Genomic DNA, 20,986 nt, shown 5'->3' on the forward strand with positions numbered 1-20,986 from the left:
TTCACTCCAGGGTGGAGCGCTTCTTCGCCGTCTTCGAAGGTTTCGACTTCTTGCCAGCACTGTTGAGGGCGACCGCCTGGCGAATGAGCGCCTTGAAGGCGGACGCGTCAACTTCCTCTCCTTCGTGGATGTCGATCGCGCGGCGTGCGTTTCCCTCGAGACTCGAGTTGAAGAGGCGGGCCGGGTCCATCAGAGACGCGCCCTTGATGAAGGTCAGCTTCACGGCCTTCTTGTAGGACTCGCCAGTGCAGATGATGCCGTCGTGCGACCAGACCGGAGTGCCCATCCACTTCAACTCCTCGACGACGTCCGGGTCTGCTTCCTTGATGAGCTTGCGCATCCTGCTGAGGGTTTCCCCGCGCCAACCCCCGAGCTCGGCGATTTTCTTCGAGATGAGCTCCGAGGCCGACGGCTCCTGGCTCTCGCCCGACTTCTTCATGTTGTCACCCTGGACGTTCCAGCTGGCGTGGCCTCCAGGCGGCGCCAGAAGAAGTACGAGAGTCCCCAGAGCACGCCGGTGACCGCCGCCCAGACCCACACCTCCAGGCCATCGCCCACCGCGAGGTGGGCGATGAGCGCAGAGACGAGGTTGATGGCGAAGCCGGCATAGGCCCACTCCTTGAGCCGCGCCGGCACCGGCGCAAGCAGCAGCGCCACGCCGAGGAGCTTGGCCCACGAGAGCTCCACCCGGAAGTAGGCGGGGAAGCCGAGGTGGGTGAACGCCTCCGCCACCTGCGGCAGGCTCAGCTGCGCGTAGGCGGTGAAGCCCATCTGCAGGCAGAAGAGCGCGGTGACAATCCAGAAGCCGAGGACGATTCCTTTGGAGCGGGGCATGTTCATGTCGAGCGCGAGGGCCAAGAGGGGGTCTCCACGCCGAACTGCTTTGCGTATTCGGCGTTCAATCGCTGCCAGCCGCCGAACTTCATGGCCTCGGCGCCGACGATGCGTCCAATGGGCTGACCGGTGAGCAGCCGATCCAGCACATCGAAGCAGATGTGCCAGCCCGCGGCGCCCATCGAGATGAAGCCACGGTTGATGTTGTGCCAGAGCGTGAGCCGGGTGCCGGCGCCCTGCGGCTCCAGTTCCCAGCGCATGTCCTGTCCCCCCCAGCTGAGCTCGAGCACCTTGGGCGCGTCAGCCCGCTTCACCTGGCTCTCGGAGACAACCGGCGTCGGCGCCCCCGCTGCCGAGAGCTTCGCGGTGCCAACGGTACCGAGGCTCCGGTCAGAATCGAACGGAGCCCATTCGCGCAGATGCTCGGGCTCCGTGATCGCCTTCCAGACCTTTTCAGGAGGGTGGCGGAGGTCGCGAACGAGGACGAGCGTCCACTTCTCTCCCTCTTTTCGAACCTCGGCGCCAGAAGCGGCGCCCGGCGCGTATTGCTCACGGCTGCTCATGTTTCTTCTTTCCTTTCACAGAGGGCACCTTCTCCAGCGAGGGCACCTCGTCCATCTTGTCCAGGTGTCGTTCCAGGGCATCGACGTGCTTTGACCAGTAGCGCCGGAAGGGAACGAGCCATTCATCGAGTTCCATGAGCGGCTCCGGTCTCAGTCGATAGAGGCGCCGCTGCGCTTCAATTCGTGACTCCACGAACCCAGCCTCTCTCAGCACTCGCAGGTGCTTGGAGACGGACGGCTGCGACAGTCGAAGCTCGCGCTCGAGCTCGCCAACGGAGCGCTCCGACGAGAGCAGCAGGCTCAAGATGGCCCGTCTGTTGGGCTCAGCGACGATGGTGAACGTGGATTCCACGACGGACATATAACTGAGCGTTCATATTCCCGTCAAGACATATGACGCGAACCAGGTGGCCCTCCCCACTCTCAGGTGGCGGCACGGTAGAGGGTGCGCCGCAGGAAGCCGAGCGCCCGGCCCCAGGCGTCGTTCCAGTCCTCCGCCCGCATGTAGTGGTCCGAATGCGGGTACTCGTGGTGTCCGACGTGCGAGCCCAGCCCGGGAAACTCCCCCCAGAGGCGGTGCGCGAAGTCCCGGGACTGATGCGCGGGGACGAGCGTGTCCTTCCCCGCGTTCAGCAGGAGCAGCGGGTTGCGCGCGCAGTCCCACGGACGGTGGACGGGTGCGTCCTGCATCAGCCAGCGCAGCTCATCGGTGACGTAGCCATCCCGGGGCGTCCAGTCCGGAGAGCCAAGAATGGACACCGTCGCCTGGACGCGAGAGTCCCGGGCCGCCACGGCCAGCGCCGTGTACGCGCCGAACGACACACCCGCGAGCCCGATGGGCCCGTGGCCCTCCCCTGCCACATGGTCGATGACCCGTGAAACCTCGGGGATGGCCTCGCGGACGAAGTAGAGCAGGCGCGCGTGGTAGTCGGTCGGGCCGAGCGAAGGCATCCCGTCGAGCCAGCCATCGCGCCGGGCGCCATGGTGCGGGGCGTCCATGCCGACGGCGGTCATGCCCCACTTCGCGAGCGCCTCCAGCTCCCAGCGCTGCGCGTCCGCATTCGAGAACAGCCCGTGCAGCACGATGACGGCGGGGCTGGGCCGGGGCTCGTAGTGCACCTTGAGGACGGGGATGTGACCGTCCACGCGGAAGCGGTACTCGTCGGGCATGGGAGGAGTCTGCCCGTCCCCGGTGTCAGCTGGCGAGTTGCACCGTCACCTTGCGGAGCCCGAAACGTTCAGGGCAGACGAACACGGCGCAGCGACGTGTCCACCCTGGACGCGCTCCTCACCGAGGCACCAGGGAGTTGCCGGTGGGGTCGAAGAGGCCCATCGCCCTCGCCAGGGCCAGGCGTGACAGCTGCACGTTGAGGGCCTCGGCCACGGCGGACATCTGGGCGCTCGCGAGCGTCGCGTTGACATCCGTCACCTGAAGGTACGTCGAGGCCCCGGCGTCGAAGCTCTGCTTCGCGAGCCGCGCGCTCTCCCACGCCAGCTTCACCCGCTCCTCGGCAGTGCTGAGATTGGCTTCCGCGCTCCCCAGCTCGCCGCGGGCCTTGCGCACCTCGTCGCGAATCTTCTCCTCGGCGCCGCGCAGGTTGGCGTTCGCCTCGGCAATCTTCCCGGAGGACTCGCGCAGGTTGGCCTCGCGCAGCCCGCCGTCGAACAGCGTCCACGACAGGGCCAGTCCCACCGTCCAGGTGGACGACACCCCGGTGAGGCCGGCGGTGTTCGTCGTCGAGTAGTTGCCGGTGGCATACAGGTTGGGGAGGTACTCGGCGAGCACCTCCCGGCGGCCGCCGCGCGCGAGGTCCACGTTGAGGCGCGCTGACGCGGCGTCCGGACGTCGGTCGAGTGCCGTCTTCTCCGCGGTGGACACATCGCCTGCCTCGGGAGGGACTGCCACAGTCGCCACCTGGGGCGGCGCCACCTCGAAGTCCACCGGCCGCCCGAGGAGCGCGGCCAGGGCGCTCTTCGCGGTGGCGTAGGCGTTGCGGCTTCGCACCACCTCCTGCTCGGCTTGCTTGCGGTCCAGCGTCGCGCGCAGGAGGGCCAGCCGCTCCACGTCGCCGGCCTCGAAGCGCGCCTCGGCGTCTCGCTCGAAGCCGCGGCGGACCTCGAGGAGCTGCTCCTGCACCGCCACGGACTCCCGCAGGCTCGCGGCGCCGAGATAGGCCTGGGCCACCGCGAAGAGCGTCTCGCGGCGGGTGTTCTCCGCCGTCAGCGCCGCCACCCGCTCACCCAGGTAGGCATTCTGGATGGCCGGCCACAGCGAGGGGACGAGCACTGCCTGCCGCGCGGAGAGCTGACCGGAGAGCTGATGCTGCTTCTGCAGGGTGATGGGCGCCGGAGCACCAGGCAGGGAGAACGTCAGCTCCTCCGGGTTCCGGATGTACGAGCCGTTCGCGGTGATGCTGGGGAGGTAACCCGACCAGGCCTTGTTGCCGAGCTCCCGGGACTGCTGGAGCCGGGCGCGGGCGGCGTCGAGGCCGGGGTTCTGCTTCTCCGCGAGGGCAATGGCCTCCTCGAAGGTGAGCAGCGGGAACGCCGAAGCCGTGGGCACTGTCGCCCCGGTGCTGGAGTCCTGCTTCAGCACACCGGAGGCGCTGGAGGCCGCCTGGGGAGTGGGCTCCTGCATCGGCGCGTCGGTGGTGGCGGGAGCCGACTGGGACGTGAGGACGCGTCCTGGAGTGGCGGAGACGCTGGGGGCCTGGGTCAGCAGGACGCTGGAGAGAAGAGCACGGATGAGCATGGAGGAGACCGAGGTGAAGACGTCAGGGAGTGAGAGGACACACGAGGTGCGTTGCGGTCCCCTGGGGACCGGAGCGTGGACCTCGGAGCTGGGTGGAAAGAGGTGGCGGGAGCGAGGGCACGGCGCTCGCTCCCGCCGTCAGCGACGCGCGGGCTTCTGCTTCAGTGGGAGCCCTCTTCCAGGAGGTTGCCGCTCACCGCGCCGGAGGCCACCGCGACCTCCGCATCCGCGGCATGCGCGTCACTCTTGCGTCGGCTGAAGCGCTCGGAGAGCCCGTCCAGCAGCGAGTAGACAACGGGCACCACCACCAACGTCAGCACCGTGGAGCTGATGAGGCCGCCGATGATGACGAGCGCCATGGGCACGCGCGTCTCGGCGCCATCCCCCTTGGCGAGCGCCACCGGCACCATGCCGGCCACCATGGCGATGGTCGTCATGAGGATGGGGCGCAGGCGCACCGGGGCGGCCTCCAGCAGTGCGTCGCGTGCGCTCCTGCCCGCGTCGCGCAATTGCTGGGTGAAGTCGACGAGCAGGATGCCGTTCTTCACCACCAGGCCCATCAGCATGATGATGCCGATGAGGGCAATCATCGACATGGCGTTGCCCGACAGCAGCAGCGCCCCGATGGCGCCGATGAGCGCGAAGGGCAGCGAGACCATGATGGTGAAGGGGTGGATGTAGCTCCCGAACTGCGCCGCCAGAATCATGTACAGCAGGAGGATGCCCAGCCCCAGCGCGGTGGCGAAGGCCGCGGCCGTCTTGCCCATCTCCTTCGCGTTGCCGGCGAAGCTCCCCACCACTCCCTGGGGCAGCTCCTTCTCGGCTTGCGCCGTGAGGAAGCTCATTCCCTCGCCCAGGGTGTAGTCGGGCGCGAGGTTTGCGAGCAGGGTGATCTGCCGCTTCTGGTTCTGACGGTCAATCTGCACCGGGCCCTCGGAAGGAATGATGCTCGCCACGTTGCGCAGCTCCACCAACTGCCCGCTCGAGTTGCGCACGGTGAGCTGTCCCAGCGCCTCCTCGGAGGCGAGCGTGGCATCGGGCAGGCGCAGCTTCACGTCGTACGTCTCGCCGCCCTCGCGGTACGTCATGAACTCGTCGCGGCCCAGATAGGCGCGCAGGGCGACGCCCACCTGGGCGGCCGGCACGCCCAACTTCGCGGCGCGCTCGCGGTCGATGCGCACGTCGTACTGCGGCTTGCCACTGCGGAACGTCGTGTCGACGTCGGTGAGGCCGGGGTTGGACTTCATCACGGCGAGCAGCTTCTCGCTGGAGGCGACGACCTGGGGCCAGTCCGTGCCGCGCAGCACGTACTGGACCTGCTGGGTGCGGCCGCCACCGCCGGAGCCGGAGGCGTCCTGGACGGAGAGCATCACTCCGGGACGCTGCGGCAACACGCCGCGCAGGCGCACCTTGAAGGCCTCCTGGTCGAAGTCGCGCTCCTTGCGGGGCATGAGGTTCACCAGCACCTCGCCCTTGTGCACCTCCTCGAGCGTGCCGCCGCCGGCCGTGCTGAACGTCTCCTTCACGCCCTCCAGGGTGCGCACCTGCGCTGCCACGGAGCCGAGCTCACGCTCGGTGTCCTCGAGCGTGGAGCCCACGGGCAGCTCGAGCGTCACGCGCACCGCGCCGTTGTCGGAGGTCGGGATGAAGGTGAACTTGAGGAAGCGAGCCATCCCCAGCGTCATCACCAGCACGCCAACGGCCACTGCGATGGCGAGGCCCCGCCGCTCGAGCACGCGGCCGAGGACGCGGCGGTACCAGGCCTCCACCCCCACGAGCGCGCGCTCGATGGCGGCGCTCACCCGGTTGGTGGGGCCGTGGCCGTGGCTCTTGAGCAGGCGGCTGGCGAGCATGGGCGTGAGCGTCATCGACACCGCGTAGGAGATGAGCACCGCCACGGCCACCGTGACGCCGAACTGGTAGAAGAACTGGCCAATCGTTCCCTCCATGAAGGCCACGGGGATGAACACGGCCACGACGGCGAGCGTCACCGCGAGCACCGCGATGACAATCTGCTGGGTGCCCTCGAGCGCCGCCTGCATGGGCGTCTTCCCCTCTTCCAGGTGGCGGACGATGTTCTCGATGACCACGATGGCGTCGTCGATGAGCAGACCGATGGAGAGCGTCAGCGCCAGCATGGTGATGAGGTTGAAGGTGAAGCCCAGGAGCGCCATCACCGCGAAGGTACCGATGACGCTCACCGGCAGCGCGATGGCGGCCACGAGCGTGGAGCGCAGGTTGCGCAGGAAGACGAGCACGATGAGGACGGAGAGGACGCCGCCGAGCAGCATGTCCACCTGCACCCCGTGGATGGAGGCGCGAATGCTCGTGGAGTTGTCGCTGATGGTGCTGACCGTCACGCCCTGGGGCAGCTCGGCGTTGAGCTCCGCGAGCGACTCCTTGACGCTCTCGGCGACCTGCACCGTGTTGGCGCCCGACTGCTTGCGCACCACGAGGGCGAGGGCGGTGCCCGTGTCCGAGCGGGCCAGGCCGCGCGCTTCCTGCGCGCCGTCCACCACCGCCGCCACGTCACGCACGCGCACCGGCGTGCCGTTGGGGCTGGCGAGGATGATGTTGCCAATCTCCCCCACACTGCGCGCCTCGGCCGTCAGGCGAACGATTCGCTCGCGGCCTCCCTGCGTGGCGCGTCCGCCGGGCAGGTCCACGCTCTGCGCCTGGAGGGCCTGGCTGACGTCGCCAATGGCCAGCCCGTAGCCGCGCAGCCGCTGCGGGTCGACCACCAGCTGAATCTCCCGCTCGCGACCGCCCACCACGCTGATGCTGCCCACGCCGGCCTGACTCTGCAGCGAGGGCTTCACCACGTCCTCGGCCACGCGCGTCAGCTCCTCGATGGGCAGCGAGCCGGAGAGGGACAGCGTCAGGATGGGCGCCGCGCCGATGTCGAACTTCTCGACGACGGGCGTCTCGATGTCATCCGGCAGCGAGCGCAGCGTGGCCTGCACGCGGTCTCTCACGTCCTGGGCCGCCACGTCCACGTCGGTGCCCAGCTTGAAGCTGATGGTCACCTGACTGACGTTCTCCAGGTTGATGGAGTTGAGCTCGTCCACGCCGTTGACGGTGTTGAGCGCCTCTTCGAGCGGCGTGGTGACGTTCTTCTCGACGGACTCGGGGTCCGCGCCCGGCATCAAGGTGGTGACGGTGACGACGGGGATGTCGACGTTGGGATACTGGTCGACGCCGATGCGCGGGAAGGCAAAGAGGCCGAAGACGACGACCGCCGCCATCAGCATGACGGTGAAGACAGAGTGCTTGATGAAGGTCTGGAGCATGTGGGTGGCGTGCGGTGGAGAGTGAGTGGAATGGAAAGACGGGCCGGACTACTGGACGACCTGGAGTGCGGCGCCGTCCTGGAGCTGCAGGCTTGCGTCGGCCACGACGCGCTCCTCGGAGCCGAGCCCCTGCACCACGCGCACGAAGCCGGGCAGCACGCGCTCCACCTTGACGTCACGGCGCTGCGCCTTGCCGTCCTGCACCACCCAGACGAAGCCCTGCTGGCCTTTGGCATTGACGGCCTGCGCGGGCAGGAAGAGCCCTGCCTGTCCCGGCGCACCGTCGGACGCCACCGTGGCCGAGAAGTCGAGCTCCACGAGGGCGCCCGCGCGCATCCGCACCCCTTCGTCCTTCGCCGGCAGCACTTCCGCGAGCACCTCGACGGTGCGCGTCTGCTCGTCGATGGTGGCGCCCAGACTCGTCACCCGCGCCTCGAAGGGAGCGCCGGAGGGGTTGAGGGAGCCCTTGACGACGGTGCCCACCTTGACGCGGTCCACGAACGCCTCGGGCACGGCCGCGCGCACCTCGAGCGCATGCGTGTTGACGAGGCCGAAGATGGCTGTGCCCGGTGACACGTAGTCGCCTTCGTTGCGGCTGCGGCTGGTGATGACACCTTCGAAAGGGGCCGTGAGGGAGGCATCGCGGAGGACCTCCTGCGCGTTGGCGAGGGCCGCGGCCGCCTGCGCGGCCTGGGCCTGCGCCTGGCGATGGCCCACCTCGGCCTTGTCGAGAGCGGCGCGCGCGAGGCTGCCCGACTGCGCGAGGACCCGCGCCCGCTCCACCTCCGTCGTCGCGCCGTCGAAAGCCGCGTCGGCCGCGGCCTTGGCGGCGCGCGCCTGGTCGGCGGCGATGCGCGCATTGGAGGTGTCGAGCTGCGCCAGCACCTGGCCACGCTTCACCCTGTCGCCCACATTCACGGTGACGCGCGTGAGGGCGCCGGACGCCTGCGCGCTCAGCGTCGCCGACTGCTTGGAGCGCACGCTGCCGGTGGCCTGCAGGACGCTCGACTCGAGCTGGGTGGCCGGCGTGACGGCCCGGACGCCCACCGGCTTCTGGACGACCTGCGCGGCAGAGGGCGGGACGACGGGCTTGCCGCCACCGCCACACCCCGCCGCCACCACCGCCACCACGACCGCTGCTGCTTTCAAGGGCATCTTCATCGCTTCGTTCCTCGTTGCGGGGCCGGGCGCCTCACTGGAGTCCGGCACTGAGTGACTGAATTGGTTTTCTGGTCAGTCCCGGGCGTGCGAAAAACCCAACCGCCCGGGAGCGGAGTGGGGTTCATGGGTGTTTCAGCGCTTGTGTCGCGAGGGGGCAGGCGGGGACGCGAGGCCGCGGATGAAGACCTCGAAGCAGGAGTCCAGCGCTTGCTTCACCTGGACATCAGGCTCCTGCGTCATCAGCCTGGGCGCGAGCGTCATGAGGAGCTCCAGGAAGCCGCGGGCCACCAGCTGGGGGGCGGCCACGGCGAATACCCCCTGCGCCACCCCCGCCTCGAGGACGCGCACCAGGACCGCCGCGTCCGCCTCCATCATCTCGGGCACGAGGTGAACCGCTTGGGTGCCCAGCTCGAAGAGCGTGACCATCTCGATGCGCGGCCCCACCGGCGCCCGGGTGTGCTGGTCCAGCTTGCAGCGGATGAAGGCGCGGACCTGAGCCTCGGGCGTCGTGGCACGAGCAACGCACGCCTTGAGCTCGGAAAGGTTCTGCGCATGCGTCTGCCGGACGCAGACCTCGAACAACGCCTCCTTGCTCTCGAAGTGCAGGTAGATGCTGCCCTTGCCAACGCCCGCTCGGCGGGCGATGTCCTCGACCGAGGCCTTCTTGAAGCCGAACCGGGCGAAGACCTCGCCGGCGGCGTTGAGGATGGCGATGCGGGGGTCCGGACTCATTGACCAGAATAGTAATCTGGTCAGTCAGTCAGCGCAAGCCTTTCCCAACCCGCTCCAGGCCCCGAGGGGTGCTGCCCCGTGCGCACAGCAGCCGGGCAGGCTGACAGGAGGACGGTCGAGCCAGCCCCTATGCCGCGTCCTCATGGGCATAGTCCGTCCCCCTTTGCTGTAGGGCCTGGCGCAGCGCGTGGGCGAGCGCGCGTGCCGTCGTCCAGGAACGCCCCCGGTACACCGGCTGCGAGCTGAACCGCGTGTGCACCCAGATGTAGGCGCGTTCGGAGTGCAACAACCGCCAGGCCAGGGCCGCGTAGCCCATGAGCGCTGCCGCGCCGAGCGCCACGCCCCCGGGGCTGCCATCGCGGACGAACGCCGCCAGCGGGCCTTGCACGAGCCCGTAGACCAGGAGCAGCGCCCCCATGAGCACGGCCTGCGCGCGAAGCAAGAGGTCCGAGGGCCGCTGGAACAGCACGGTGACTCCGCAAACGTGCTCCAGACCCCACGTCCGGCCGTGCACCGCCACGCTTCTCGTCGTCACCCGCACACCGTCGAAGTCGAAGAGCACCTCGTCCATCGCCGTCGTCGCGTCCGCCGGGTGCGCTGTCGCTCCCGTGGGGGCCGCGTCGGGATGCAGCGCGTCTGGCATGTCGTCTCGAAGGTTCATGGGCTGAGCTCGACGCCGATGCCCGGCGCGATGGACCACAGCCCCCGGTGCCCACCCGAGGGCGGGTACCACTCCCCCACCACCTGCACGCGGAAGCGCTCGAGGAACGCCGCGCCGAGGAGGCCCTGCACCACGGGGCGCGAGCACGCGCTCACCCCCGCGGAGCCACAGTCCTCGCCGCCCGAAGGCTTCCCCGTGCTGAACTGCCAGCCGGCGCGCAGCGCGATGCGCCCCTGGACGAGCGCCGCCTGCAGCGCGGACGGCCGGAGCTCGGGGCCCGCGACCACGGCCAGCGCGAAGGGCTCCCCTCCGCCCGAGGAGAACACCCGCTGCAGCCCGCGCAGGCCGAGTGCGCCCGAGAGCCGCAGCCCGCGGGGAATCGCGGGCGCGTCGGTGCCGAGGCTCACGCCCAGCTCGGTGAGGGTGGGCCCCATCACCAGGTGCAACGAGGTGCGCGGGGGCGCGTACGACAGGCTATCGGCGACGAGCTTTCCGGCGAAGTCGACGGCCCCGGCGCCGTCGCCCGGCTGCACCTCGGCGAGCCGCTGCACGGTGCGCCCGATGGCCTGCCGCATGCGCATGAGTGCGATGTCGTCACGCCCCGAGGGTGCCCCGAGGTCGCGGAAGTGGAAGCCGTAGGAGCCCAGCAGCCGCAGGGTGTGCGCGAGCTCCGTCTCCCGCGCGTCCTGCCTCCAGCCCGGCCACCGCTTCGGTGAGAGGCCCGGCACCCGTGGCGGCGCCTCACCTGCCGTGGCGCGCTCGCAGTGTGCGTTGCGCCAGCCGCGCGGGCCCGACACGGCCTTCGCGTCGTGGCACACGGCGTACAGCCGGTCGAGCGACACCTGCAGCAGCACGCGGAAGTCGGCCAGCGCCTCGCCGGCGCAGGCTGCCTCGGCCTCGGGCAGCCCGTCGTACACTGCGCGCATGCACGACAAGGGCGTCCAGTCCGCCCCCTTCCCCTCGGGCGGCTCGAAGCGCCCGAGTCCCGCCGCGGCCGACTCCTGGAGCATGGCCCGCGCGTCGTACATGCCCAGGTAGAAGTCGAAGCTGCGAAAGGCCGTCTCGAAGAAGCCGAGGAAGGCGGCCAATGGGGCGCTCGCGGCCGGGAAGTGCCGGCGCGGCAGGGCGAGGCGCTCGGCAATCTCCGGCTCCTCTTCGAGGAGCAGCGCGAGTTCCTTGGAGCGCGCCGTGTCGATGAAGGCCGCCACCACGCCGCCAAGCATCCGCGGCAATTGCGGCGCCGGGCGGGGGCCCCGCGGGCCGGGCGCGGCCGGGTACTCGGTGGCGTCCGGGTCCACGAAGACGAAGAAGACATCGGTGGGGGAGCGCTGGCCGCCGGGCTCGGGCGCGTCGCGCCAGCGCAAGGGGCCACCCTCCGGCGCGGGCGCGAGTCCGTCGCGCGCCAGGCCCACCGCCAGGCGCAGCGGCGTGTTGTCGAAGATGCCACCATCGATGTAGTCGGCCTCGTGCGCCTCGGTGGGCAGGCACACGCCAGGACGGGCCGTCGCGCCCGCCGCGCAGGTGGCGAGCGCCTTGGGCGGGAAGGCCACCGGGAAGGCCATCGACGCGAGGACGAGGTCGCGCACCCGGGCGAATGCCACTTCGCCTTGCGCGTCGGTGACGAGCAGCGGCTCGCGTCTCGTACTGCCGGGGGCGGTGTAGTTCGTCACGCGTGGCAGCCGGCCTGGGCCGCGCCCCTGGATGCGCAGGGCGAACTTCTCCTCCATGCGCGGCAGCGGCAGGCGCCCGCCCGCCACGTGCACGAGGCGCGGCTCCACGCGGGTGACAGACACGCCCAGCACCACATCGCAGGCGGGCGAGAGGCCGCGGTTCCACGCCGCCTCGATGCGACGCGCCTGGGCCTCCAGCCACGCACGGGAGAAGGCGCCCAGGGGCGTCACGTCCTCGGGGACGAAGAGGCGGTCATAGCCCACGGGAATCCACGTCTCCCAGAAGAGGGACCGGGTAGGCCCGGGCGCCTCCTCACCGCACGTCGCGAGCACGGCCAGCAGCCCGTTGAGGCTGCCGGCCGAGGCTCCCGTCAGCAGCCGCATGCGCTCCACGCCTTCCGTACGGGACGCGGCGACGGCGTACGCGAGGAAGCCCGCCTCGTAGGCGCCCAGCGCCACCCCGCCGCTGACGGTGAGGGAGTAGGCGGCCGCATGGGGGCCGGGCTGGAACGTGGCAGCTTCGGAGGCGTCAGCCCTCGCCACGCCCGCGATGAGCAGGAGCGCGGCGAATGCGGCGCCGCGCCCCAGGCCCTTGCGCAACGTCCGTCTTCCACACATGCCAGGGCTTCCACCCGCCGCAGCCACTGCCACCGCCATCGACTTCATGGACGCCTTCATCACTGCGTTCCTCGTTTCGGGGGCCGGCACCTTCGCGGCGTCCGGACTTCCTGACTGACATGGTTCTCCAGTCAGTCCCGGCCGTGAGAAGACCCACCGCCCGGGTGCGGAGTGGGGCTCATGCGGTGTTTCAGCGCTTGTGCCACGGGAGGGCGAGCTGGGACGCGCGGCCGCGGATGAAGACCTCGCGGCAGGTGTCCAGCGCTTGCGTCACCCGGACCTCGGGGGCGGCGTTGAGGGCGGTACGGGAGGCAGACTCATTGACCGAAATGATAAATCGGTCACTCGGTCAACGCAAGCCCGCGTCGCACTCCAGAGCCCGTGTATCCGTGTGAGGTCCACCCACCCAGGCCCTCGAGCGTGTCGCTGCTCGAGCCCCGGTGGGTCTTGCGGTGCGGAGTGCCGGGCCTACTTCGCGGTGACAGCACCGAGGATGAACCGGGGCAGGAGTTCCTCCCGGAACTTCCTCCAGATGGCCACGTGGTTGTAGTTGCCCGCGGTGAACATCACGACGAGGTCCAGCGCGGGGACGACCATCACCATCTGTCCCCCGTTTCCGCTGGCCTCGTATTCCGAGTACACGCGGTCGCCGACGCGGAGCTCATGGCGCCACCACATGTAGCCATACGTCCGGCCGTCCCCCATCGTCGCGTGGTTCGCCGTGGAGCGCTCGACCCAACGCTGGCTCACCACACGCCGTCCATTCCACGTTCCACCCGAGAGGTAGAGCTGCCCGAGCTTGAGCGCGTCGCGCGGGCGCATGTAGATGCCGCCGCCCAGGTATTGCTCGCCCGTGGGCATCAGGTCGAGGTGGTAGCCGCGCATCTGGAGGGGCGTGGCGAGGTGCTTCTCGAAGAACTCCGGAATCCACATGCGGGTGGCGTTGCGCAGGACGCCGCCCAGCAGGTTGATGTTCGCCGAGCAGTACACCGTGGCCGGTGATGTGCCGGCCGTCCTCCGCCAGCGTTCCCCGGAGCTCGCCCTGGCCCCCAGGGAGGACGACGGAGATCTTCCTGCCGTCCACCCGGGCCGGGACGTCAAAGCCCCCGATGCGCGCGCGCCAGGTGCCCTCCCCCCGCACCAGCGTCAATTCCCCCCGGACCTGTGGACCGAAGACGCGCTCACTCCCCCAGGTTCCCACCAGCTGATCCGCGGACTCCACCGGCACGGGCGCCGCGCCGACAAGCCATGGAACCAGCCCCAGGAAGAACCAGCCCCACCTTCGACTCCCAGCAACCCGGTTGCGACTGTTTCCCATGACTGGCGGGAGGCTACTCCACGGCCACGAGGGATGAGCTCGATGAACCGTGCAGGGAGTCCCCGCGACGGGCGCAACACCTTGTCTTGGATTTCAAGAAACTGAACCTACCGTCACATTCTCCCGGCTGATCACCAGATGTCAGAGGTGGTCTGTACGTTCGGTTTTCAACAAGGAGAAGCTGATGCAACCGGATACCAAGGAACTGAAGGACGGCCTGAAGGCCATGATCGTGGACCGCCTGCGGCTGAGCATCGACCCCGCGAGCATCCCGGATGGGGCACCGCTGTTCGGTGGTGACTCGCGGGACGGTGAGGCGGGCGGCCTGGGACTCGACAGCGTCGAGGCGCTGGAGATCGTGGTCGGCATCGAGGAGAAGTGGGGCGTCATCATCGCGGACGACAGCGTCGCGAAGGAGTTCCACTCCATCAACACGCTCGCGGCGCTGGTCAGCCGGCTGATCTCCGAAGGCGGAAGGAAGGCCGCCGGTGCATAGCGCGCAGGCAGAAGAGCCATCCAGCCTTGGCATCCAGGAGATCCTCAAGCTCCTGCCGCATCGCTATCCGATGCTCATGGTCGACCGGATCGACGGCCTGGAGCCCGGCGTGTTCGCCGAGGGCATCAAGTGCGTCACGGCGAACGAGCCCTTCTTCCAGGGGCACTTTCCCGAGCACCCCATCATGCCGGGCGTATTGATTGTCGAGTCCATGGCCCAGGTGGCCGGCGTCATGCTGCGCACCCGGAGCTTGTTTGGGATTGAGTCCGACGGGCAGACAGCCGCGAAGCCAGCCCGCCCGGGGGTGATGGCAACCATCCAGCGGATGCGCTTCCGCCGCCCGGTGGTCCCCGGAGACCAGCTCCGCGTTCGGGCCACGCACCTCAAGAGTCTCGGCACCGTCCATCACGTGAAGGTCGAAGCACGGGTGGGCGAAGAGCTCGTCGCTGACGGCGAACTGATGCTTGGCGCCTAGTCGCAAGGAACCTCATCACCATGCGTTTGAATGTGCTCATCCAGGGCAGTGGATTTCCGCGGCTGCGCTCCACGGTCACCCTCGTGCAATCCCAGAAGCGGAACATCCTGGTGGATAGCGGTCTGTGCGACGACGCGGACCGGCTGGTGCTGGCACTCAAGGAACGTGGACTGACTCCGGATGACGTGGACGTGGTCGTCGCCACCCACCTGCATTACGACCACTGCGGCAACCACCTGATGTTTCGGAATGCGCGATACATCGTGGGAGCCAAGGACTTCATCGAGAACGCCCATTTCATCAGGGCCTATCACCAGGACCGTACCCCCGGGAAGACCGCCACCTCGGAGCTGCTGCTCGAGAACTACCAGACGGTGAAGCCCTTCTACGTCCGGTCCATCGTGCGGGAGGTGACTCGAAACATCGAGTTCTACAACCGGGTGCTCGAGCGCGACGCACGCTTCGTCCCCGTCGACGGCAGCCATTGGCTCACCGAAGAGGTCGAGGTGCTCCCCACCCCGGGACATACCCATGGCCATATCTCCGTCGTCGCGCACCGCGCCCAGACAGGGAGCGAGGACGCGCCGAGGAAGATACTCGTCGCGGGAGATGCACTCTTCACCCGCAAGACGTTGCTGGAGAATGCCGAGCGGGAGCTCCAGCTCGCGCAGGACGTCGAGCTCTATAGCCATACACGCAAGAAGCTCTTGAGCGAGTACCGCCACATCATTCCAGGCCATGACGGCCTGGTGGACACCGCATCGCCTGAGCCCATGGAGGTCACCTCGTGAGCACACATCGAGTCGTCATCACGGGCCTGGGGGTGACCGCGTCCAATGCGCTGTCCTCCAGAGAGCTCGCGCAAGCCCTGGTGGAGCGCCGCAGCGGAATCCGGCAGACCGACCGGTTCGGCAGCGAGGGACGGGCTCGCTCCGCGGGAGAGGTGGAGCTGCCTGACTCCTCCGCCGAGGGGGTGGACAGGGTGTCACAGCTGGCCCTCCATGCCGCGGAGGAGGCCCTCCGGGACAGTGGCCTCGAAGCACAGACGGACTGGAGGGAGGACGCGGGGGTGATGCTCGGCACGAGCCGCGGACCGGCACTCTCCCTCGAACGCTTCATGCGCTCCGAGAGCGAGGCAGCACGCCGAACGCTCTTCGGGGAGCTGCCCTTCTCCTCCATTGCCCACAACGTCGCGGCCCGGTTCGGACTGGGCGGCATCCTGTCCACCGTGACGATGGCCTGCGTCTCCAGCAGCCTCGCCATCGGCAGGGCCCTGGACGAAATCCGCCATGGCCGGGCCCCGGTGATGCTGGCGGGGGGCGCGGACGCACTGACCCACCTCAGCTTCAGTGGCTTCTCCGTGCTGCGCGCCATGACGCCCACCGTGTGCCGGCCCTTCGACCACCGACGCAATGGCATGGTGCTCGGAGAAGGCGCGGGAATCGTCGTGCTCGAGGAGCTGCACCACGCACTCAAGCGGGGCGCGCGAATCCACGCGGAGCTGTGCGGCTGGGGAACCGCCGGTGATGCGCACCACCCCACCAGCCCCCACCCGGAGGGCCGGGGGCTTCAGCAGGCGATGAGCCTCGCGTTGCGGCAGTCGGGCCTGACGACGGACCAGGTCGACTTCGTCAACCTCCATGGCACCGGGACGCCGGCCAATGACCCCGCGGAGTGTCATGCCCTGCGCCGCGTCTTCGGCGCTCGGACCGCGTCGCTGCCGGTCAACTCCCTCAAGCCCTACTTCGGCCATACCCTGGGCGCCTCGGGCGCGCTGGAGCTCATCGGCTCCGTGCTGGGCATGGAGCGCGACTTCATTCCTCCCACGCTCCACTGCGAGGACCTGGACCCGAAGTGCGACGTCGACGTGGTGCGAGGCGAGGGACGCGCCCAGCGCATCGACGTCATGATGAGCACCAAGTCCGCGTTCGGCGGGGCGAATGTCGCCCTCGTCGCCCGCCGCCTCCCTGAAGCCGGGAGGGTGGTCCGATGAGCCGGAACATCGTCATCAGTGGACTCGGCGCGGTCTGCCCACGGGCCACGGGCCACACCGCACTCTGGGAGCGCTTCTCGCGAGGCGGCGCCGAGCCCTCCGCACCCGCGCCGGAGCGGATTCCCGATGCGACGTTCGAGGGGCAGCCCGCCCAATTGCGGCACATGGACCGGCTTGGGCGCATCTCGCTCGCGGCCACCACCCTCGCCATCGAGGATTCCGGGCTGGGGACCTCGCCCGGAAACCCGCTCCAGACAGGCATCGCGTTCGGCTCGGGCTACGGCTGCCTGCCCACCAACGAGGAGTATCTGGAGGGCATCCTGGAGCGGGGCGCGCGCTACGGAAACCCGGTGGTGTTCCAGAACACGGTCACCAACGCGGCCACGGGCTACATCTCCATGGTGCACGACCTTCGCGGGCCCAACGCGACCTTGTGCTCGGGGTGGACCGCGGGCCTGGAGGCGCTTCGCTTCGGCGTCCAGCAAATCCAGGAGGGACAGGCCGAGCGGATGGTGGTGGGCAGCGCGGACACGCTCAGCCCGAAGCTCCTCGAGGGACTGTCGCTCCAGGGGTGGCTCAGCCGCCGGGGAACGGCGCGGCCCTACACCGAGGAATCTGACGGAATGCGCGTGAGCGAGGCGGCGTGCACGCTCGTGCTGGAGGAACACACGGAGGCCCGGAAGCGCGGCGCGCACGTCTATGCGGAGCTGGCGGGAACCGGGCATCGGGGAGGCCCGCTCACGGAGCAGGCCCGCACGCTGGCCCGCGCGGTGAGGGACGCGGTGCGCGCCGCCCGAATCGAGCCCGAGCAACTGGGAGTCGTCTTCTCCTGCGCGAATGGCCGAAGGGACTTCGACGCCTGGGAGTACCGCGGACTTCACGAGGCCCTCGGTGCCCACGCGGCACGGGTGCCGGTAACGTGTCCCAAGGCGGTCTTCGGAGAGACCTTCAGCGCCGCGGGCACGCTGGCCGTCCTGCTGGGCGCGCTGGCCCTCGACACGGGCCTGGTGCCAGGCACCGCGGGAAGCCCTCCCCGCGCCCCTGGATGTCAGCTCAACCTGCTGTCCGGCGCGGCGTGGCGCCTCGAGCCCGAGTGGGTGCTGGTCACCGCCCTGGGTGGGGAGGGCAGCGCCCTTGCCGTGGTGTTGCGCGGGTGCCGCCCATGAGTGACCACTCCATGGCCCCCATCTACGGGGGGACGCCTCACCGGTTCCCAATGCTCCTGGTCGACGCCGTGGAGGAGCTCTCCCCGGGCGTTGGCAGGGCGCTCAAGCAGGTCTCCGCCAACGAGGTGATGCTCGAACGCTTCGGCGACGCGCACCCCACCCTGCCCTCCTGCCTGCTGGTGGATGCCATGGGACAGGTGGCCATCATGCTCCTGCGCGGGCGGGACGGCGAAGCCGCGTCGGTCTGGTACCTCGGCGGCATCGAGGCAATGACATTTCACACGCCCATCCCGGCCGCCAGCGTCCTGCGGATGGAAGCCAGCATTCTCAAGCGGTGGCGGACCACGGCCCGGGTCGAGGTCAAGGCCTGGGTTGGCGCGGTGCCGGCCGCCAGCGGCTTCATGGTGCTTTCCCAGAGAGGTTCAGGTTCCAATGAGTAGCGCGGAAACAGTCACGCCGTTCGTCGAGGGGTTGCTCCAACAGCAGGTGGTGATTGTCACCGGCGCGGGACAACCCATCGCCAATGCCATTGCGCGGCGCCTCGGCAGAGCGGGCGCGCGGCTGGCCCTGGTGTTCCTGCCGGAGCACGAGCAGGAGGCGACGACGCTCGCCAAGGCCCTCGGCGCGGAGCTGGCCATGGCCTGTGAGCTCGCGGACCCACTGGCGGTGGGCGCGGTGGTCCGTCGCGTCACCACGGAATTGGGAGGAATCGACCTGCTCGTCAACGCGTCCTTGAGCCGCGAGCCCGGCCGGCTGTGTGACCTGGCGCCCGAGCAGTGGAAGTCGTTGCTCGAGCGCCAGTTGAGCGGCACGGCCTGGTTCTGCAAGGAGGTCATCCGCCCGATGATGCGCAAGCGCTCGGGGCGAATCCTCAACCTCCTGGATGTCGGCCCCGGAGGCGCGAGCCGGGTGGCGGCCGAAGGCGTCTTCGCGATGACCCGCTCGTTGGCGAACGAAGTGGCGCGGCAGGGCATCTCCGTGAACACCCTGGCGGTCCACCTCCTCGCGGAAGAGGCCGAGCAGCTCCCCCCCGCGCAGCGCGAGCGGCTCGGCGGCGAGCTGGGTCCCCTGGGGAGGCCCGGAAGCCCAGAGGAAATCGCGGAGGCCGCGCTCTTCCTGCTCTCGAGCGCGGCGAACCTCACGACGGGACAGCGCCTGTCAGCAACCGGAGGTCTGTGGTGAGTGAATCCCAGGCAGCGCGCCAGCGTTTCCAGCAGCAGGCGGTCATCATCACCGGGGGCTCGCGGGGCATTGGCAGGGCCATTGCCCTCGCCTTCGCCTCCGAGGGCGCGGACATCGTCCTCAACTACGGGAGCAACACGGAGGCCGCGCGTCAGGCCGCCGCGGAGGTGGAGGCGAAGGGCCGGCGCTGCGTGCTGGTGCCCGGCTCCGTCGCGAACCCCGAGCTGCCCGGCCAGCTCCGGGACGCGGCGCTCTCGAACTTCGGCCGCATCGACGTGCTCGTGAACAACGCCGGCATCAGCCGGGATGGGCACCTGATGATGCTGCAGAGCGCCGCATGGAGGGAGACGGTGGACGTCAACCTCTACGGCGCGCTCGCCTGCTGCCAGGCGGTCATCGGCCCCATGATGAAGCAGGGGCGCGGCGCCATCATCAACATGTCCTCCACCGCCGGAATCCGGGGGCGCGCGGGACAGGTGCCCTATGCAGCCACCAAGGGGGCCCTGATTGGGTTGACCCAGACGCTCGCGGGAGAGCTCGGGCCGTATGGCATCCGGGTGAACTGCGTGGCGCCGGGCTTCGTGGAGACGGAGATGGTGGAGGGGCTGATGAAGCGCCCGGGTGTCCGCGAGGGGTTCATCCAGGCCACGCCCATCCGCAGGCTCGGGACGGTGGAGGACGTCGCCAATGCCACGCTCTTCCTGGCCTCTCCGGAGAGCGCCTACGTGGTCGGCGACGTGCTGCGCGTGAATGGCGGACTGGTGATGTAGCGCGCCCCCAGCAGGGGCCGACGTTCTCGAAGAATCGCGCAACCACGGCTGAGAGGAACAGGATGAGCAACAGGGTCGTCGTCACCGGCATTGGCGTTCTCACGCCCATAGGAAACAACCTGGCGGAGTTTACCGAGGGGCTGCGCACGGGGAGGGATGGCATTGCCCCGGTCACCCACTTCGATGCCAGCAAGCACCGCTGTCAGTCCGCGGGGGAGCTGAAGAACCTCGACTTCTCGGCGCACTTCAGCCCCGAGGAGCTGCCCTACCTCAGTCGCGGCACCCGGATGATTCGGGTGGCGGCGGCGCAGGGGCTGGCGGCGTCCGGGCTGGACCTGGCCGTCGAGGACCGCTCGAAGATTGGCGTGGTGCTCGGAACCAACCTGGGAGGGATGCCGGCGACGAAGGAGGGCTACGCCGCGCTGCACCACCCCTATCGACGCGGACGCGCGGGTCCGAAGGAGCCCTGGCGTGCCCTGGTGCTCGACAGCTTCATCTGCGCCATGAGCGACCAGGTGGCCAGCCAGTACGGGCTGGCGGGGCTCAGTCTGGTCATGTCCACCGCGTGCAGCGCGGGCCTGCATGCCCTCGGCGTGGCGGTGGATGCGATTCGCTCGGGCCACACCGAGGTGATGCTCGCGGGCGGAGTGGATCCGCTCAGTGAGATGCCCCAGGCCGGCTTCGGCGTCCTGCGCTCACTGGCGAGCGACAAGCTGCGGCCCTTCAGCAAGGACCGCGATGGGACACTCCTGGGGGAGTCCGCTTCGCTCTGGGTGCTCGAAAGCGAGGCGCACGCCACCCGCCGTGGGGCGCGCATCCTGGCGGAGCTCGCCGGGTACGGCGGCTCCACGGACGCCTACCACATGACGCGGCCCGATGAGACGGGACGTGGCCCGGCGCGAGCCATGCAGGCCGCCCTGGACAGCGCCGGCATGAAGCCCGAGCAGATCGGCTACATCAAGGCGCACGGCACGGGCACCCCGGCCAATGACGTCATCGAGACGCGCGCCATCAAGCATGTCTTCGGCGAGCGGACGCAGGTCCCCGTCAGCTCCATCAAGGCGATGGTCGGCCACAGCCTGGGCTCGAGCGGCGCCACGGAGGCGGCCGCGGCGGTGGTGGCGCTGAACGAGGGCTTCCTGCCGCCCACGCTGCACCTGGACACGCCAGATCCCGAGTGCGACCTGGACTACGTGCCCCATCGCAGCCGGCCCGCGAAGCTGGAGGCGGTCCTCGCGAACGCGTTTGGCTTTGGGGGAAACAACGCCGCGATGGTCTTCCGGCGATGGGAGGGCTGATGTATCA

At 69.3% G+C, this 20,986-nt stretch carries 21 protein-coding genes; 9 read left to right on the top strand and 12 right to left on the bottom strand.

Translation table 11 applies throughout. The features are described from left to right. Position 1 precedes the first annotated feature (1 nt). From G4D85_RS00870 to G4D85_RS00925, 12 genes are all read right to left on the bottom strand, one after another. Complete coding sequence (locus tag G4D85_RS00870) at positions 2–439, bottom strand: DUF1801 domain-containing protein (protein WP_164006950.1); 438 nt, start codon at positions 437–439, stop codon at positions 2–4. Then, the gene (locus tag G4D85_RS00875; protein ID WP_240358997.1) at positions 436–858 is read right to left on the bottom strand and encodes a DoxX family protein; all 423 of its coding nucleotides are present in this window, start codon (positions 856–858) and stop codon (positions 436–438) included. Before G4D85_RS00875 ends, G4D85_RS00870 begins: the two co-directional genes overlap by 4 nt. After that, complete coding sequence (locus G4D85_RS00880) at positions 837–1,397, bottom strand: SRPBCC family protein (protein ID WP_164006952.1); 561 nt, start codon at positions 1,395–1,397, stop codon at positions 837–839. The genes G4D85_RS00875 and G4D85_RS00880 overlap by 22 nt, the downstream gene beginning before the upstream one ends. Further along, entirely contained in the window at positions 1,384–1,758 is a 375-nt protein-coding gene (locus tag G4D85_RS00885) for an ArsR/SmtB family transcription factor (RefSeq protein ID WP_240358998.1), read from the bottom strand. Before G4D85_RS00885 ends, G4D85_RS00880 begins: the two co-directional genes overlap by 14 nt. Before the next feature lie 62 nt (positions 1,759–1,820). Continuing rightward, positions 1,821–2,567, bottom strand: coding sequence for a dienelactone hydrolase family protein (locus G4D85_RS00890; RefSeq protein WP_164006956.1), 747 nt, complete (start codon positions 2,565–2,567; stop codon positions 1,821–1,823). A gap of 118 nt (positions 2,568–2,685) precedes the next feature. Beyond that, positions 2,686–4,149 carry a TolC family protein gene (locus tag G4D85_RS00895; RefSeq protein WP_164006958.1) on the bottom strand — a complete coding sequence of 488 codons (1,464 nt, stop codon included), beginning with the start codon at positions 4,147–4,149 and terminating at the stop codon, positions 2,686–2,688. Between the two features lie 161 nt (positions 4,150–4,310). Next, the gene (locus G4D85_RS00900; RefSeq protein WP_164006960.1) at positions 4,311–7,439 is read right to left on the bottom strand and encodes an efflux RND transporter permease subunit; all 3,129 of its coding nucleotides are present in this window, start codon (positions 7,437–7,439) and stop codon (positions 4,311–4,313) included. 48 nt (positions 7,440–7,487) lie between these two features. Beyond that, positions 7,488–8,600 (bottom strand): efflux RND transporter periplasmic adaptor subunit, encoded by a 1,113-nt coding sequence (locus G4D85_RS00905; RefSeq protein ID WP_164006962.1) that lies wholly within the window; start codon positions 8,598–8,600, stop codon positions 7,488–7,490. Positions 8,601–8,732: 132 nt separating this feature from the next. Next, positions 8,733–9,332, bottom strand: a complete 600-nt coding sequence (locus G4D85_RS00910; RefSeq protein ID WP_164006964.1) for a TetR/AcrR family transcriptional regulator — start codon at positions 9,330–9,332, stop codon at positions 8,733–8,735. Positions 9,333–9,459: 127 nt separating this feature from the next. Next, positions 9,460–9,993, bottom strand: a complete 534-nt coding sequence (locus G4D85_RS00915) for a DUF6232 family protein (protein ID WP_164006966.1) — start codon at positions 9,991–9,993, stop codon at positions 9,460–9,462. Further along, entirely contained in the window at positions 9,990–12,281 is a 2,292-nt protein-coding gene (locus G4D85_RS00920) for a patatin-like phospholipase family protein (RefSeq protein ID WP_164006968.1), read from the bottom strand. Before G4D85_RS00920 ends, G4D85_RS00915 begins: the two co-directional genes overlap by 4 nt. A gap of 468 nt (positions 12,282–12,749) precedes the next feature. Then, positions 12,750–13,271 (bottom strand): serine hydrolase domain-containing protein, encoded by a 522-nt coding sequence (locus G4D85_RS00925; protein ID WP_240358999.1) that lies wholly within the window; start codon positions 13,269–13,271, stop codon positions 12,750–12,752. 512 nt (positions 13,272–13,783) lie between these two features. Between G4D85_RS00925 and G4D85_RS00930 the strand changes: the two genes are divergently transcribed. From G4D85_RS00930 to G4D85_RS00970, 9 genes are all read left to right on the top strand, one after another. Then, entirely contained in the window at positions 13,784–14,095 is a 312-nt protein-coding gene (locus tag G4D85_RS00930) for an acyl carrier protein (RefSeq protein WP_164006970.1), read from the top strand. Continuing rightward, positions 14,088–14,570, top strand: coding sequence for a 3-hydroxyacyl-ACP dehydratase FabZ (gene fabZ, locus G4D85_RS00935; RefSeq protein WP_164006972.1), 483 nt, complete (start codon positions 14,088–14,090; stop codon positions 14,568–14,570). The genes G4D85_RS00930 and fabZ overlap by 8 nt, the downstream gene beginning before the upstream one ends. A 20-nt stretch (positions 14,571–14,590) precedes the next feature. Next, the gene (locus G4D85_RS00940; protein ID WP_164006974.1) at positions 14,591–15,361 is read left to right on the top strand and encodes an MBL fold metallo-hydrolase; all 771 of its coding nucleotides are present in this window, start codon (positions 14,591–14,593) and stop codon (positions 15,359–15,361) included. Further along, positions 15,358–16,563, top strand: coding sequence for a beta-ketoacyl-[acyl-carrier-protein] synthase family protein (locus G4D85_RS00945; RefSeq protein ID WP_164006976.1), 1,206 nt, complete (start codon positions 15,358–15,360; stop codon positions 16,561–16,563). The genes G4D85_RS00940 and G4D85_RS00945 overlap by 4 nt, the downstream gene beginning before the upstream one ends. Beyond that, a complete protein-coding gene (locus G4D85_RS00950) occupies positions 16,560–17,729 on the top strand; it encodes a beta-ketoacyl synthase N-terminal-like domain-containing protein (protein ID WP_164006978.1) in 1,170 nt (389 codons plus the stop codon). Before G4D85_RS00945 ends, G4D85_RS00950 begins: the two co-directional genes overlap by 4 nt. An 11-nt stretch (positions 17,730–17,740) precedes the next feature. After that, positions 17,741–18,169: a 3-hydroxyacyl-ACP dehydratase FabZ family protein gene (locus G4D85_RS00955; protein WP_240359000.1), complete on the top strand. Its 429-nt coding sequence runs from the start codon at positions 17,741–17,743 to the stop codon at positions 18,167–18,169. Beyond that, on the top strand, positions 18,162–18,911 hold the full coding sequence (locus tag G4D85_RS00960) for an SDR family oxidoreductase (RefSeq protein ID WP_164006982.1): 750 nt from the start codon (positions 18,162–18,164) through the stop codon (positions 18,909–18,911). Before G4D85_RS00955 ends, G4D85_RS00960 begins: the two co-directional genes overlap by 8 nt. After that, positions 18,908–19,681 (top strand): SDR family NAD(P)-dependent oxidoreductase, encoded by a 774-nt coding sequence (locus G4D85_RS00965; protein WP_240359001.1) that lies wholly within the window; start codon positions 18,908–18,910, stop codon positions 19,679–19,681. The genes G4D85_RS00960 and G4D85_RS00965 overlap by 4 nt, the downstream gene beginning before the upstream one ends. Positions 19,682–19,743: 62 nt before the next feature. After that, on the top strand, positions 19,744–20,979 hold the full coding sequence (locus tag G4D85_RS00970) for a beta-ketoacyl-[acyl-carrier-protein] synthase family protein (RefSeq protein WP_164006986.1): 1,236 nt from the start codon (positions 19,744–19,746) through the stop codon (positions 20,977–20,979). The last annotated feature ends 7 nt before the right edge of the window (positions 20,980–20,986 follow it).

This window comes from Pyxidicoccus trucidator, from assembly GCF_010894435.1.
Taxonomy (GTDB): Bacteria; Myxococcota; Myxococcia; order Myxococcales; family Myxococcaceae; genus Myxococcus; species Myxococcus trucidator.